Origin of the sequence: Bifidobacterium kimbladii (assembly GCF_032193675.1) — a bacterium.
Taxonomy (GTDB): Bacteria; Actinomycetota; Actinomycetes; order Actinomycetales; family Bifidobacteriaceae; genus Bombiscardovia; species Bombiscardovia kimbladii.
Map to the genome: position 1 here is coordinate 83,919 of NZ_JASTZZ010000003.1, position 14,416 is coordinate 98,334.

Consider the following 14,416-nt stretch of genomic DNA (forward strand, 5'->3'; position numbering starts at 1 on the left):
GTCTTCGCAGCAATGCATATCGCCGTTTGATACCCGCCGAAACAAGGAGTGGAAACAGCCATGGGATCCATGATTTTCATGATCGTCATCATCGCCCTGATGATCGCCATGATGTGGGGAAGCTCCCGCAAGAGCAAACAGCAGCAGGCCGCGGTCCAGGACTTCCGCCAGTCCCTGCAGCCCGGTGACGAGGTAGCCACCACCACAGGCCTTCTGGGCAAGGTCGTCTCCGTGGACCTGGAGAAGGAACAGGTGGTCATCGACTCCGAGGGTTCGCAGTCCCGCTGGCGCATCCAGGCCATCACCAAGCCGCCCATCGTTCCGGCCTACATCCACGATGACGAGGTTGACGAAAACGGCAACCCCCTGCCCGAGGACGCGGATGCGCCCGCCGAGGTCACCGCCGCTGAAGAAGACGACAAAGCCAGCGACAATGCCGACGGTGAGGAAACCGCCGCCGATGATGCTGCCGCCCAAAACTCTGCCGCCTCAGAAGGCAAGGATGATGCCGAGGCTAAGTCGGGTACCCAGCCGGAGCCTGAAGACGAATCGGACAAGGAAGAGACTGCGGAGAAGTCCGATGACACTGACGAATCGGATGCTTCCAAGGCTGCCAAGGCTTCCAAGACTTCGGATTCGACTTCCGCCAAGTCCTGAACCTCATACGCGCGCCACACCTTCCGTCAGGCTGACTCCGAACGGAAACGCGGCGCGCGTATGATGGCTCCGGCAACCACTTCCAAGGAGCAAAACAGAAAGAGGATCATGGCTCAATCGGACGATATCAAGGTTGGAGAACTTAAGCAGGTGGGCGATGATGACGCCGCTTATCTGATCTCATTGATCCGTACCATTCCGGACTTTCCCAAGAAGGGGATCCTTTTCAGGGACTTCATCCCCGCCATGTCGGATCCCAGAGGGTTGGCCATCATCCTCGACGCCATGAAGCGCACCCTGCCCGTCAAGCCGGAGGACTTCGACCTGGTAGCCGGGCTTGAGGCACGCGGCTTTCTGATCGGCCCCCAGCTGGCCACCGATCTGGGCAAGGGCTTCCTGCCCATGCGCAAGGCCGGCAAGCTTCCCGAGCCCACCTACAGCCAGGAGTATGCCCTCGAATACGGCAACGCCCGCATCGAAATCGAGCGGGGCTCCCTGCGCCCTGGCCAGCGGGTCCTGATTGTCGACGACCTGATCGCCACCGGCGGTTCCGCCCAGGCAGCAGCACGTCTGGTGGAGCAGGCCGGGGGCCAGGTGGCCGGTTTCAGCTTCGTCATGGAGCTCAACGGTCTGGACGGTCGCAAGGCCCTGGGTGCCTACCCGGTCACCTGCCTGATGAACATGCCTGCCTGAGCACGATTGGGGGACCTTCACCATGGATTTGTACGAATACCAGGCCAGGCAGCTGCTCGCTGAACATGGCATCTCCCAACCCAGGGCCGTCTATGCCTCAACCGCAGAAGAGGCCGGCCAGGCAGCCGACGTCATCGGCTACCCCTGCATGATCAAGGGCCAGGCCACCATTGGCCATAGGGGACAGGCCGGAGCCGTCAAGCGAGCCGAGAATCACGAGCAGGCCGTAGCCTTGGCCGAGGCCATCCTGCCCATGAACATCGACGGCCACCCTGTCAGCGGGATCCTTGTCACCGAGGCACGCAACATCCTGCACGAGTACTACCTGTCCATCTCAGTGGACCGCACCTCCCGGGACTATGATGTCCTGGCCACGGCCAGCGGCGGCACCGAGGTGGAGACCATCGCCCGCGAGCACCCTGAATCAGTCCGGCGCCTGCACATCGGCCCCCTGGAGGATTTCGACAGGCAGGCCGCCCGCACCATGGCCGAGCGCATCGGCTTCTACCATGCGGATCTGGAGCAGGCTACGCAGATACTTCTGGGCATGTGGCACACCTTCCAGGACAGCGACGCGACCCTGGTCGAGATCAACCCCCTGGCCAAGGTGGGCGACCCGGACGACGAGGCCACCAAGCACCTGGACGCCCTCGATGCCAAGATCTCCCTGGACGGGAATGCGGCCTTCCGGCACGACGGCTGGAAACGGTTCACGGACCCGGCGCAGGTCGACCCTCTGGAAGCCAAGGCCAAGGCCGCTGGCCTGCACTACGTCCATCTGGACGGCCAGGTGGGCGTCATCGGCAACGGCGCAGGACTGGTCATGAGCTCCTTGGATGCCGTGGCTGGGTCAGGGCGCCGGCAGGGCGTTCCTGTTGGACCCGCGAACTTCCTTGACATCGGCGGCGGCGCCTCGCCCGAGGTCATGCGCACCAGCCTGGACGTGGTCCTCTCCGACCCCAAGGTCCGTTCGGTCATGGTCAATGTCTATGGAGGCATCACCTCCTGCCAGCAGGTGGCCCAGGGCATCCTGGCAGCCGTGAACGCTGCGGGCGAGCAAGACCAGAACGACGACCGGCCCATCGTGGTCCGCTTCGACGGCAATGAGGCTGCCGAGGGACTGGACCTGCTGGCCAAGGCCCAACAGCCTCGGCTCAAGGTGGCCCGCACCATGGAGGAGGCGGCGGACCAGGCCGTGGCCCTGGCCGCCCAGGCAGGAAAGGAGACGGGACGATGACCCTCTTCGTTGAAGACGGCGCCCCCGTCATGGTTCAGGGCATGACCGGTCGCCAGGGCATGGTCCACACGGCCCGCATGATGGCGGCCGGCACCAACATCCAGGCTGGGGTCAACGCCCGCAAGGCCGGAATCACAGTCGACTTTGACGGCCCTGACGGCCAGGCTCGTCATGTGCCCGTATACGCCGACTGCGCAGCCGCCCGCCAAGCGACCGGAGCCCGCACCTCCGTGGTCTTCGTCCCGCCCAGGTTCGCCAAGGATGCCATGGTCGAGGCCATCGAGGCCGGCATCACCCTGATCGTGGTCATCACCGAGGGCATCCCTGTGGCTGATACCGCATACTGCGTGGCTCTGGCCAGGGAACGCGGCTGCCGCATCGTCGGCCCCAACTGCCCAGGACTGATGACCATGTCCGACCGGCCCAACGGCGTCGGCGCAGACCTGGGCATCATCCCGCAGGGCATCGCCGGTCGCGGCCCGCTGGGGCTGGTCTCCAAGTCCGGCACCCTGACCTACCAGCTCATGGGGGAGTTGTCCTCCATCGGCTTCACCGCCTGCCTGGGCATCGGCGGCGACCCCATTGTGGGCACCACCATGCTGGAGGCTCTGCAGGCCTTCAACCGCGATCCTGAGACCAAGGCCTGCGTCATGATCGGTGAAATCGGCGGCTCGGCTGAACAGGAGGCCGCCCGCTGGGCCTCCACCCACATGACCAAGCCCATCGTGGCCTATATCGCCGGCTTCACCGCCCCAGAGGGCAAGCAGATGGGCCACGCCGGAGCCATCATCTCTGGCGGCAAGGGCACGGCCGCCGACAAGAAGGAAGTGCTTGAGTCCGTCGGCATCCAGGTGGGCACCACACCCGGCGAGACCGCCCGGCTGACCCGCGACCTGCTGCGGGAGCATGCCATCATATGACCGACAGGGTGAAAGTGTGGCTCCGGGGGGCCCTAGAGGCCTTCCTAGCCATACTTATCTACACTGTCGCCCTCGGGGCCTGCATGGCCCTGCTCTTGCTCATCATTTCCATCGAGGAGGGCGGGCCCTCCCTGTCCATGGCCACCGTGGCCCTGACAGAAACCATCACCCTGCTCACCCAGGGCTGCGGGTTCACGGCCGGGGCCCTGACCCTGACCATCATCCCCCTGCTGCTGACCGGCCTGCTGATCTGGATGATCCGCTCCCTGGTCAGTCGGCTGGGCATGTCCGTCGGCGGCTGCATTGCCGGCCTGGTCGTCTGGGTGCTCTGCAGCCTCATCCTCATGCAGGGCAGCCAGACCATCCAGGTGGACACCACCCCGGTCATGCTTTTGCGGACCAGCCTGGTCTTCCTATTGGGTTACGGCTGGGCCTGGGTCCGCTCTGAACCATTCCGCCAGGCTTTCACCAAACGAATCAAAGAGGCCGTGCCCGTTCAGGTTCGCAGGATCATTCGGCTTGGACTCACGGCCGGTTTGATGCTTTTGGCCGTCATGCTGGCCGCCGGCCTGATCGCACTGATTGTATGGATCGCCCTCTATCACGGAGACGTGGGCCGCCTGTTCAAACTGACACGTATGGGCACCGCCTCGGCTGTGACGACCAGCCTGGCGTCCCTGGCCTGGCTGCCCAATCTGATCATCTGGGCTGCCTCCTGGCTCTTCGGTGACGGTTTCAAGATAGGCCAGCTGGCCGCCTTCACCCTCTGGTCCGGACACGCTTCAAGCCTGCCCTCGCTGCCCCTCTTTGGACTTTTCCCAGAACCTGTCTCCCGGCAGGGGGTTCGTCTGCTCCTGCTCAACCTGCCCCTGCTGGCCGGAGTGGTTGTCGGCATTCTCTTGCTGACCGGGCCATGGGGTGTCAGAATTCACGCCGCTGTGCGCCAAGCAGGGCTGAAATCCCGAGACACCGCAGTCTGCTTCCTGATGGCAACCCTGGCCATGGTCCTGGCCTGGATGGTCGCCCTGCTCGGTCTTGCCCTGCTTTTCCAGCTCTCCAACGGGGCCCTGGGCCGCCAGCGACTGGCCGGAGTGGGCGTGCCCATAGCCTCCTCCCTGCGCATGATCGGGACCTCCCTGGGGGTCGGCCTGCTGGGAATATGGCTGCTGGCACTTGTCATCGCCGCCCTGATCATCATCAAGGACGTCCTGATTGACTATCTGCGCCAGGCAGACGCCAAAAAGACTTCCGCCCAGGCGGAAAACAAGGAAAAACATAACCAATCACGCGGTCAGGAGGGAAAGGAGCCCAAGGCAACCGACCGAGCAGACACACCACGACAGGTCTCGTCCACCCGCAGACCAGGCAAGTAGGTCCGAAGGTGGCGGGGCGCCTCGGCATTCAAGCATAGGAGTAGGAGTTTCCATGGTCACCACGAATCGAACCATCAACCGAGCGCTGGTCTCGGTCTACCACAAGCAGGGCCTTGAGGCCCTGGCATCGGCCTTCCGCCAGGCAGGCACCGAGGTCGTCTCCACCGGCAGCACCGCAAAGAAGCTGCAGGATCTGGGCGTCCAGGTCACCCCGGTGGAAAAGGTCACCGGTTTTCCCGAGAGCCTCGACGGCCGGGTCAAAACCCTGGATCCGCACATCCATGCCGGGCTGCTGGCCGACATGACCAACCCCGACCATGTCCGGCAACTCAAAGACCTGGGCATAGCCCCCTTCGACCTGGTGGTGGTCAACCTCTACCCCTTCGAGCAGACCGTCCTCGAAGGCGCCGACGCGGACCAGTGCCTGGAACGCATCGACATCGGCGGCCCTGCCATGATCCGGGCCGCCGCCAAGAACCATGCCAGCGTGGCTGTGATCACCGACCCTGACGACTATGCCCTGGCCGCCGACCGCATCGCCTCCGGCACCGGTTTCAGCCTGGCCGAACGCGGACGTCTGGCTGCCAAAGCCTTCGCCCTGACAGCCTCCTATGATGCGGCCATCGCCGAGTGGACAGCTCGCACATGGGTTGACGACAAGCAGGACAAGGCCGAGGATCAGAAACCAGCACAGACGATGACCCGCACCTGGCGTCTGGCCAACCAACTGCGCTACGGGGAGAACCCCCACCAGAAGGCCGCCCTCTACCTGGACCCGCTGGACCGGGACGGCTTCGCTGCGGCAGAGCACCTGGGCGGGGCCAAGGAAATGAGCTACAACAACTATGTGGACGCTGACTCCGCATGGCGCTCGGTCTGGGACTTCCCCGACCTGCCCGCAGTGGCCGTGGTCAAGCACTCCAACCCCTGCGGTCTGGCCGTGGGGGAGGACATCGCCCAGGCCCACCGCCGCGCCCATGCCTGCGACCCCATGAGCGCCTATGGCGGGGTCATCGCCGCCAACCGCACGGTCACGCTGACCATGGCCCAGCAGATCAAGCCGGTCTTCACCGAGGTGATTGTGGCACCAGGCTATGAGCCCGAGGCCCTGGACCTGCTGCGGACCAAGAAGAACCTGCGCATCCTGTCTGTGCAACGCCGCCCGCGTCAGCGTCCGGTCATTCGTCCCATCGACGGGGGAGCCCTGGTGCAGACGCCCGACCTGATCGACGCCCCGGGAGACAATCCCTCCACCTGGCGTCTGGTCTCCGGCAACCCTGCCGACCAGGCGACCATGGATGATCTGACCTTCGCCTGGCGGGCCATCCGCTCGGTCAAGTCCAACGCTGTGCTCCTGGCCAACCAGGGAGCCACCGTGGGCATCGGCATGGGCCAGGTCAACAGGGTGGACTCCAGCCATTTGGCCGTGGAGCGGGCCAACACCCTGGACGAGGGCCGCAACCGGGCCAAAGGCTCGGTGGCCGCTTCCGATGCCTTCTTCCCCTTCGCCGACGGTCTGGAATATCTGATCCAGGCCGGCATCAGGGCCGTGGTTCAGCCAGGAGGATCCATCCGTGATCCCGAGGTGATCAAGGCCGCCCAGGATGCCGATCTGACCATGTATCTGACTGGTACCCGCCACTTCTTCCACTGATAAAACCGGACCCCGCGGCCGAATGTCGCCCTGCGACAAATTCCTTGACCGTGGGGTCCAATGCGGTGATATGCTGAAGGAACTGACCAGCGATGATGCTGACTAGGTACCCATAATTCGAAGGAGATATTGTGACCTATCAGACAGTCAATCCTTTTAACAACCAACTGATCAAGACGTATCCAGATGCCACCGACGAGGATCTGGAGAACGCCCTGGCCCGTGGCCATGACCTCTACAAGACCTGGCGCAAGCAGGAGGGCCCGGGAGACCGTCCCGCACAACTGCGTCAGGTCGCCAAGCTCTTCCGCCAGAACGAGGATGCCCTGGCAGCCAACCTGACCCTGGATATGGGCAAGCTGGTGGGCGAGGCCCGTGCCGAGGTGGAGCTGTGCGCGGACATCGCCGACTACTTCGCCGATCACGCCGAGGAGCTGCTGGCTCCCGTCCCCTTGGACAACCCCGCCGGCAAGGCCTACTACGTCAAGCAGGCCACCGGCATCGTGTTCATGGTTGAGCCCTGGAACTTCCCCTACTACCAGATCATGCGCGTGTTCGCCCCCAACTTCATTCTGGGCAACCCCATGATCCTCAAGCACGCCTCCAACGTGCCCGGCTCGGCTGTGGCCTTCGAACAGACCGTAAGAGAAGCAGGAGCCCCCGAGGGCAGCCTGACCAACCTCTTCGTCAACTATGACCAGGTGGACCGTGCCATCGCCGACCCCCGCGTCTCTGGCGTGGCCCTGACCGGATCGGAGCGCGGCGGCGCCTCGGTGGCCAAGTCGGCTGGAGCCAACCTGAAGAAGTCCTCCATGGAGCTGGGCGGCAACGACGTCTTCATCGTCCTGGATGACGCTGACTGGGATCTGCTCAAGAAGGTGGCCCCAGGCGCCAGGCTGACGAACGCTGGCCAGGTCTGCACCTCCTCCAAGCGCTTCATCGTCACGGAAAACCGCTACGACGACTTCGTCTCGCTCATCGTCGACGCCTTCTCGCACGCGGTTCTGGGCGATCCCAGCAACCCCGAAACCACGCTGGCCCCCATGTGCATGGTCTCCGCCCGCGACAACCTGGCCAAGCAGGTCGAAACGGCAGTGGCCGGTGGAGCCAAGGTCGCCTACGGCAACAAGCCCTACGATTCGCCGGGGGCCTTCTTCACCCCGACGGTTCTGACGGACATCGACCGTGACAACCCTGTCTACAACCAGGAGATGTTCGGCCCTGTGGCCTCCATTTACAAGGTGGCCAACGAGGATGAGGCCATCGAGCTGGCCAACGACTCCAGCTACGGCCTGGGCGGTGTGGTCTTCTCCTCGGATACCGACCATGCGGATGCCCTGGCCCGTCGCATCGAGACCGGCATGACCTTCATCAACGGCGGCTGGGTGACCATGCCCGAGCTGCCCTTCGGAGGCGTCAAGAACTCCGGCTACGGCCGTGAGCTCTACAGCCTGGGCTTCGACACCTTCGCCAACGAGCATCTGATCTTCCAGCACAAGAACTGATCGGACTGCTCCGGCTCCTTGTTGAAACAGCGACCGTGCCATTATCGTCCAAGGGCGATGGCGGCACGGTCGCTTTGCGTCAGCAGCGCTGGTAGGCTCGAACCGACAGAGCATGTGCGGAAGGCAGGAGAACATGGCAGACGCGGCTAAGACCGAAAACCCGAACCTCAAGCCCCCGCAACCGCCCAAGACTTCTGGTCGAGGCCACCCCTTCGTCTCGGAGGCTCAGGAGGGTCGCCCTATCTGCGAGGCCATCATTTTTCTCGTGGTGCTTGTCGCCGCGCTCGTGGCCTTCTGCGGATACACATGGGCCGCGACTGGACTGGTGTCCGTCGCGGCTCTGGTTTGCGGCGCCCTGCGCCTGATCCTCAAGGAACGCAGCCCCTGGAAGGTCCGGTCGGTGCCCTTCGATGCCTTCATCAGCATCGCCCTGGGCATCGGCCTGCTGGTCACCTACACCAGCATTCAGCTGATGCTGTGACCCCTCTCAGCCTTCAGTAGGCTTGTCTTCGGATTGATCATCACTGTCTTCTGTTTCCGAAGCAGTATGAAGGGGCTCGACCTGCAGATCGGGAATGGTTCCTGCATTAGCTGGGGCAACAGCATCCTTTCCAGCATCAGCATCCTGCTCTGCATCGGAATCGGATAGAGAAGATACATCGACGGTCTGAGCAGTGGTGTCTGCAGGGGCGGCCGTGTCAGTTGTATCAGCAACAGGGGTTTGAACCGGAGCAGAAGATGCCTGGGCCGATTGATCCTGAGCCTGAGCACCGGCAGGAGCAAAGGCTTCACCCTGAGCATCCGGGCCCGCCTGAGCCTGGGCACCGGGGGCAAAAGCATCAGCTTGTGCTTGTGCCTGAGCATCTGCATCCACCTGTACAACTAGCGGCGCATCAGTAGCGGCACCCATGGCACGCATGGCCATGTTGTCGGTGATGATGCTGGTCATGATGATGACCAAGGCCACCAGAGAGGCAGCCAACAGGGGGCAGATCCAGAAGAGCCAGAGCTGCGAGATCGGGCTGACAGCCATGTGCTTGGACTGGGCGAAGATGGCGATACCAGTGGAGCGAGCCGGGTTCAGTCCCGAACAGGTGATGGGGTAGGTGACCAGCACGCCGACGCCATAGGCCAGCCCGGTATAGAGAGCATGGTTGCGGCGGGCGCGGCCGTCGGAGCGCAGGGTGGTGATGGCCGCAGCCACCACGATCATGCAGCCGATCAGCTCAACCACGATGGCCATGGGCGCCCCGAAGGCGATGTGCTGCTGGCCCAGGGTGGCTGCAGCGGGTGATCCGCCGGAAAAACCGTTGACCGAGAACATGAGCCAGGTCCTGTCCGGCACAGATTTGCTAACCGGGATAAGGGCGACTGCGAGTGCACCGGCACCAATAGCGCCGATCACCTGGGCGACGATGTAGATCAGTCCGTCCACCATGCTGATCTGCGAGGTGAACATGGCGGCCACGGTCACGGCGGGGTTGAAGTGTCCGCCGGAGACGCCGCCCAACATGGCCGTCACGACCAGGTAGGTCAGGGCGGTTCCCAGGACCGGCAGCACCACACTGGGCTGGCCCATGACCAGCTGGCCGAAGCTGTAGGACAGGTAGATGACCGCGCAGATCAGGAAGGTGCCCACCAGCTCTGCGGCCGCACGAATCCAACGAACATCACGGGGCCTGATCCGCCTGCGGACGGGCTTTGCGGCAACCTGCCCGTCGGCCTGTTCGAGAACCGGCTCAGCACTTGCTTCCATAGTCATGTTCCCCACCTTGCAATCCCTTCGACGACAATGAACAACAACAGTTTCTACCTTAGGGCAAGCCAACAACACTTCCCTAGGCTCCGATATAGTATGATATGACCTTTTGGCGGCTGCGGTCGCCCGGAACGTCATCCGTTACATATCTATCAGGCCACGTTGGGAGAACGATGCCACATCCATACACACAGGCGATCAGAGCGCGCGAACAGGGGGAGGAGGGCATCCGCCTCCAGAAGGTGCTGGCCCAGGCCGGATTCGGCTCTCGTCGCAAATGCGAACAGATCATCACCCAGGGCAGGGTCGAGGTCGACGGCAAGCTGGTCACCACGCTGGGCAGCCGGGTGGACCCGTCCCGCCAGCAGATCCGCGTGGATGGATCCCGCATCCATCTGAACGACAAGCACGTCACCCTGGCCCTGAACAAGCCCCGCAAGGTCCTCTCGACCATGGACGACCCCAAGGGCCGGTTCACCCTGCGCGACATCATCGGGGACCGCTACGAGCGCGTCTTCCACATGGGCAGGCTGGACTACGACTCTGAGGGCCTGATCCTCATGACCGACGACGGGGAGCTGGCCCAGCACGTCATGCACCCGCGTTACGAGGTGGAGAAGACCTATATCGCCACACTCAGCGGCCACATTGGTGGCAATGTCTGCCGGCGGCTGGTCACCCAGGGTGTGGAGCTGGACGACGGCCTGATCCGCCTGGATCATTGCGCCATCATCGACCACAACCGCGAGCACACCATCGTCAAGGTGGTCCTGCATTCGGGCAAGAACCGGATAGTCCGGCGCATCTTCGGGGCCATCGGCTACCCGGTGACCCGGCTGGTGCGCACCCAGATCGGTCCCATCCGGCTGGGCGAGATCCGTCCTGGCTCCTACCGGGTGCTCTCCGCCGCCGAGATCAAGGCCCTGGATAAGGAGGTCGGACTGTGATCACCGTCGCCATCGATGGCCCTGCGGGAGTGGGCAAGTCCTCCACCTCGCGGGCCCTGGCCAAGCATTTCGGACTGGCCTACCTGGATACGGGCGCCATGTACCGGGCGGTCACCCTCTGGTGCATGGACCGCGGGCTGGACCTGGATACGGACCAGCCCGACCAGGAGGCGATCACTGAGGCCGTGGCCGACTCCATCACCGGCGGCCACCTGGTCATGGGACTGGACCCCGAGCATCCTACTGTCAGCCTTGACAACCGTGACGTGGATGAAGCGATACGCTCCACCAGGGTCTCCGAACACGTCTCCGTGGTCTCTTCGATTCCAGCCGTGCGCCATGTCCTCATCGCCGCCCAGCGGGCCATCATAGCGGACCAGGATCGTGGCGTGGTGGCCGAGGGACGGGACATCACCACCGTGGTGGCTCCGGATGCCCAGGTCCGTGTGCTGCTGACAGCCCGCGAAGAGGTCCGTCAGGCCCGCCGCTGCGGCCAGGCCCAGTCCGGGTCAGCCGGCGCCGAGGATCTGGCTGCCCGGGATGCCCGGGATTCCAAGGTCACCTCCTTCATGAGCGCCGCCGATGGGGTGACCACCGTGGACAACTCCGATCTGACCTTCGAGCAGACCCAGAAGGTCCTGATCGATCTGGTCTCCTCGGCCATGGAGGAGGAATCCTACGACGAGTATGCCCGCAACCTGGACGACTATGAGCTGGATGAAGAGGACCGAGCCCTGCTGGAGGGAGGCTCCGAAAACCAGGATGACCAGGACCATGGCCCCAAGGCCGTGGGCGTGCTGGCCGTGGTGGGAAGGCCCAACGTGGGCAAGTCCACCCTGGTCAACAGGATTCTCGGCCGCCGTGCTGCCGTAGTCGAAGACACCCCTGGCGTGACCCGGGATCGTGTCAGCTACGAGGCCGAGTGGGCCGGCACCCAGTTCAAGCTGGTGGACACCGGTGGATGGGAGAGCGATGTGGAGGGCATCGAATCCGCCATCGCCTCCCAGGCGCAGGTAGCCGTATCCCTGGCTGATGCCGTCATTCTGGTCGTGGATGGCCAGGTTGGGCTGACCGCCAGCGACGAGCGGATCGTCACCATGCTGCGGGCCGCAGGCAAGCCGGTCGTCCTGGCCGTCAACAAGCTGGATGACCGGATGGCCGACTACACCGCCTCCGAATTCTGGAAGCTGGGCCTGGGCGAGCCCTATGCCATCTCCGCCATGCACGGCCGGGGGATAGGTGACCTGCTGGACGCCGCGCTGGAACAGCTCGGCAAGGCCGAGAAGACCTCGGGATTCCTCACCCCGGAGGGGCTGCGCCGGGTGGCCCTGGTCGGCCGGCCCAACGTGGGCAAGTCCTCCCTGCTCAACCAGCTGGCCCACGAGGAGCGGGCCGTGGTCCACGATGTGGCCGGCACCACCCGTGACCCGGTCGACGAGGTGGTACAGGTGGACGGCGAGGACTGGCTCTTCATCGACACCGCCGGCATCAAGCGCCGCCTGCACAAGATCTCGGGGGCCGAGTATTACTCCAGCCTGCGCACTCAGGCGGCCATCGAGCGCTCGGAGCTGGCGCTGATTCTCTTCGATGCCTCCCAGCCCATCGCCGACCAGGACTTGAAGGTCATGAGCCAGGCCGTGGATGCTGGTCGGGCCATCGTCCTGGTCTTCAACAAGTGGGATCTGCTGGACGACTTCGGCCGTCAACGTCTTGAGCGGCTCTGGCAGACCGAATTCGACCGGGTCACCTGGGCCGAGCGGGTCAACCTGTCTGCCAAGACCGGCTGGCACACCAACCGGCTGGCCAAGGCCATGCGCACTGCTCTGGAATCATGGGACAAGCGCATACCGACCGGCAAGCTCAACTCCTTCCTAGGCAAGGTTCAGGCCGCGCACCCGCATCCGCTGCGGGGCGGCAAGCAACCGAGGATCCTCTTCGCCACCCAGGCTTCCACCAGGCCGCCGCGTTTCGTGATCTTCGCTACCGGCTTCCTGGAGCACGGCTACCGCCGCTATCTGGAACGTTGCCTGCGCGAGGAATTCGGATTCGAGGGCACTCCCATCCAGATCTCCGTGCATATCCGCGAGAAGAAGAAGCGCAAATAAAGAAGGTCCCTGGGCCGGTTCTTTAGTCGGCCCAGGGACCTTGCCTTCTCGACTAGACGGCCTTGTCTGCAAATCCTTGTAGAAAGAACTGTGTTTCTGGACATTTGTTGTATTTAGGGGACCTCCAAATCCTTCCAAAAGATTCAGATAGTCCCCATTGCGTATATGCAGATCTGTTATTTGCAGTTTCCTTCAAACCACTCATTGCATAAAAGCACTAGCGGTGGTAGACGGGTCCGCCCTGCCCGGCATACTTTCTGCCAGCATATGAACCATAGGCACATACGAGTACAAGGACGATTGCCAGAGCGGTTCCACAGATCCAGTAGAGCCTGACTCCGCTATAAGCCAGAGCGGCCAGGATCATGACCACGCCCAGAATCATGAAGAGCACCCCGCCAAACTGCTGACAACGGCGCCAAGCCTCGCGGCTGGCGTAGGCACCTGGCACCCGAAAACCGCTGATGCCATTGGGTCTGGTTTTAGGAGCAAGATTGCCGATGACTATGAGAGTCAGACCAGTCAATAGCAAGGCGACCTTATCAATGCCGAAATCCGTCGGCCACCATCCCCAATGAGGATCAGCAACAGCTAATTCGAACAGATCTAAAACCGCAAAAATAATCTGCATGCATAGACCACCAAGCAGAAAAACGGTCAAGGTATGCCCCGCTTCATCACCACGTTTAATCAAATATGCACGCAGGACGAGCATGAGGATGGTCCAAATCAGCGCAATGACCAGACAGAAGCAGGGCATCCAAAACAGCTCCTGGGGAGAGCCCCAGCGATCCACCTGGTTCTGTGCATTCCAATGAAGCGGGACGTTTTCATTCGGCAGACGATTGACCACTATGCGGTCTACGCCCAGCATGATTATCCCCGGCAACCACTGAGCCGCGACAAGGGTCGGGACGAACCGACCCGCTTTGCTGCCATCCGCCATCAGAGTCTCCTTAGGACTCGGAAACCGCCGTCGAACCAGTTTCCTTGCTCACAGTCCGCGGCTCGGGCAGACTTCTCTTGTCGCTGGCGCTGGTCCGCAGGCGGTAGAGCCACTGAATAGTGCTGTCCAGCACACTCAGATTGAGTTCGTAGATGACCCTGGTGCCCTGCTTGTGGCCGACAATCAGGTCTGCCTCTTTCAACTTCCGCAGATGATAGGACAGCTTGGATGGCGTCATTCCCAGTTTTTCGGCCAGGCGTCCCGCCTCCATGCCGCCCTGCTCCAAAAGATCCAGCACACGACGACGCAGGGGATCAGCCAGAGCCGCTGTTGTTTCTTGAATAGCCATAAGTCTCCTTTTTCGATGATTTTCTCTAGTATTTGCATGCTAACATTGTTTCAACCAATATTGTATATATTCTTCAACTTTTATGTGCTTTTCGCTCGCTGAGCGCAAAATAATTGACAATCGCTCGGATTAATGGCTTGTGTAGCAACATTAAACTGTTGAACATACCTACTTTTCTGCAGCCAAGGCTGATCGGGGAGGGCCTTGGCTCTAAGCCGCTGGGCAGGTCTTGCTCTTAGGTCATGCTACTATGAAGAACTTCGACAGACAG

13 protein-coding genes are annotated in these 14,416 nt (G+C 62.6%); 10 read left to right on the top strand and 3 right to left on the bottom strand.

Features of this window, described 5'->3' with window-relative positions; all coding sequences use genetic code 11:
* Nucleotides 1-60: 60 nt before the first annotated feature.
* From QRX41_RS05060 to QRX41_RS05095, 8 genes are all read left to right on the top strand, one after another.
* Nucleotides 61-657, top strand: a complete 597-nt coding sequence (locus QRX41_RS05060; RefSeq protein WP_313839126.1) for a preprotein translocase subunit YajC — start codon at nt 61-63, stop codon at nt 655-657.
* Between the two features lie 108 nt (nt 658-765).
* Nucleotides 766-1,350, top strand: coding sequence for an adenine phosphoribosyltransferase (locus QRX41_RS05065; protein ID WP_045936110.1), 585 nt, complete (start codon nt 766-768; stop codon nt 1,348-1,350).
* 22 nt (nt 1,351-1,372) lie between these two features.
* On the top strand, nt 1,373-2,587 hold the full coding sequence (gene sucC / locus QRX41_RS05070; protein WP_313839131.1) for an ADP-forming succinate--CoA ligase subunit beta: 1,215 nt from the start codon (nt 1,373-1,375) through the stop codon (nt 2,585-2,587).
* Nucleotides 2,584-3,507, top strand: a complete 924-nt coding sequence (gene sucD / locus QRX41_RS05075; RefSeq protein ID WP_313839133.1) for a succinate--CoA ligase subunit alpha — start codon at nt 2,584-2,586, stop codon at nt 3,505-3,507. The genes sucC and sucD overlap by 4 nt, the downstream gene beginning before the upstream one ends.
* Nucleotides 3,504-4,880 carry a cell division protein PerM gene (locus QRX41_RS05080; RefSeq protein WP_313839135.1) on the top strand — a complete coding sequence of 459 codons (1,377 nt, stop codon included), beginning with the start codon at nt 3,504-3,506 and terminating at the stop codon, nt 4,878-4,880. The genes sucD and QRX41_RS05080 overlap by 4 nt, the downstream gene beginning before the upstream one ends.
* Nucleotides 4,881-4,932: 52 nt before the next feature.
* Nucleotides 4,933-6,534, top strand: coding sequence for a bifunctional phosphoribosylaminoimidazolecarboxamide formyltransferase/IMP cyclohydrolase (gene purH, locus QRX41_RS05085; protein WP_313839137.1), 1,602 nt, complete (start codon nt 4,933-4,935; stop codon nt 6,532-6,534).
* A 131-nt stretch (nt 6,535-6,665) separates the two neighbouring features.
* The gene (locus tag QRX41_RS05090; RefSeq protein WP_313839139.1) at nt 6,666-8,039 is read left to right on the top strand and encodes an NAD-dependent succinate-semialdehyde dehydrogenase; all 1,374 of its coding nucleotides are present in this window, start codon (nt 6,666-6,668) and stop codon (nt 8,037-8,039) included.
* Nucleotides 8,040-8,172: 133 nt separating this feature from the next.
* A complete protein-coding gene (locus tag QRX41_RS05095) occupies nt 8,173-8,520 on the top strand; it encodes a hypothetical protein (RefSeq protein WP_024627736.1) in 348 nt (115 codons plus the stop codon).
* A gap of 6 nt (nt 8,521-8,526) precedes the next feature.
* Here QRX41_RS05095 and QRX41_RS05100 read toward each other — a convergent pair whose 3' ends face one another.
* Nucleotides 8,527-9,801 carry an MIP/aquaporin family protein gene (locus QRX41_RS05100; protein ID WP_313839141.1) on the bottom strand — a complete coding sequence of 425 codons (1,275 nt, stop codon included), beginning with the start codon at nt 9,799-9,801 and terminating at the stop codon, nt 8,527-8,529.
* 170 nt (nt 9,802-9,971) lie between these two features.
* Between QRX41_RS05100 and QRX41_RS05105 the strand changes: the two genes are divergently transcribed.
* Together QRX41_RS05105 and der are read left to right on the top strand one after the other, a co-directional pair.
* Nucleotides 9,972-10,745, top strand: a complete 774-nt coding sequence (locus tag QRX41_RS05105) for a pseudouridine synthase (protein WP_313839142.1) — start codon at nt 9,972-9,974, stop codon at nt 10,743-10,745.
* Nucleotides 10,742-12,850 (top strand): bifunctional cytidylate kinase/GTPase Der, encoded by a 2,109-nt coding sequence (gene der, locus QRX41_RS05110; RefSeq protein WP_313839143.1) that lies wholly within the window; start codon nt 10,742-10,744, stop codon nt 12,848-12,850. Before QRX41_RS05105 ends, der begins: the two co-directional genes overlap by 4 nt.
* Nucleotides 12,851-13,067: 217 nt before the next feature.
* Here der and QRX41_RS05115 read toward each other — a convergent pair whose 3' ends face one another.
* Nucleotides 13,068-13,796, bottom strand: coding sequence for an SdpI family protein (locus QRX41_RS05115; protein ID WP_313839145.1), 729 nt, complete (start codon nt 13,794-13,796; stop codon nt 13,068-13,070).
* A gap of 10 nt (nt 13,797-13,806) precedes the next feature.
* Nucleotides 13,807-14,145 carry a metalloregulator ArsR/SmtB family transcription factor gene (locus QRX41_RS05120; protein ID WP_101432353.1) on the bottom strand — a complete coding sequence of 113 codons (339 nt, stop codon included), beginning with the start codon at nt 14,143-14,145 and terminating at the stop codon, nt 13,807-13,809.
* Between the last annotated feature and the right edge of the window lie 271 nt (nt 14,146-14,416).

What these genes read in the sequence shown, in the direction of transcription:
- QRX41_RS05065 (WP_045936110.1), top strand. Translation starts at nt 766, where the DNA reads ATGGCTCAATCGGACGATATCAAGGTTGGAGAACTTAAGCAGGTGGGC.
- QRX41_RS05115 (WP_313839145.1), bottom strand. Translation starts at nt 13,796, where the DNA reads ATGGCGGATGGCAGCAAAGCGGGTCGGTTCGTCCCGACCCTTGTCGCG.
- sucD (WP_313839133.1), top strand. Translation starts at nt 2,584, where the DNA reads ATGACCCTCTTCGTTGAAGACGGCGCCCCCGTCATGGTTCAGGGCATG.
- QRX41_RS05095 (WP_024627736.1), top strand. Translation starts at nt 8,173, where the DNA reads ATGGCAGACGCGGCTAAGACCGAAAACCCGAACCTCAAGCCCCCGCAA.
- QRX41_RS05105 (WP_313839142.1), top strand. Translation starts at nt 9,972, where the DNA reads ATGCCACATCCATACACACAGGCGATCAGAGCGCGCGAACAGGGGGAG.
- QRX41_RS05060 (WP_313839126.1), top strand. Translation starts at nt 61, where the DNA reads ATGGGATCCATGATTTTCATGATCGTCATCATCGCCCTGATGATCGCC.
- QRX41_RS05080 (WP_313839135.1), top strand. Translation starts at nt 3,504, where the DNA reads ATGACCGACAGGGTGAAAGTGTGGCTCCGGGGGGCCCTAGAGGCCTTC.
- sucC (WP_313839131.1), top strand. Translation starts at nt 1,373, where the DNA reads ATGGATTTGTACGAATACCAGGCCAGGCAGCTGCTCGCTGAACATGGC.
- QRX41_RS05120 (WP_101432353.1), bottom strand. Translation starts at nt 14,145, where the DNA reads ATGGCTATTCAAGAAACAACAGCGGCTCTGGCTGATCCCCTGCGTCGT.
- purH (WP_313839137.1), top strand. Translation starts at nt 4,933, where the DNA reads ATGGTCACCACGAATCGAACCATCAACCGAGCGCTGGTCTCGGTCTAC.
- QRX41_RS05100 (WP_313839141.1), bottom strand. Translation starts at nt 9,801, where the DNA reads ATGACTATGGAAGCAAGTGCTGAGCCGGTTCTCGAACAGGCCGACGGG.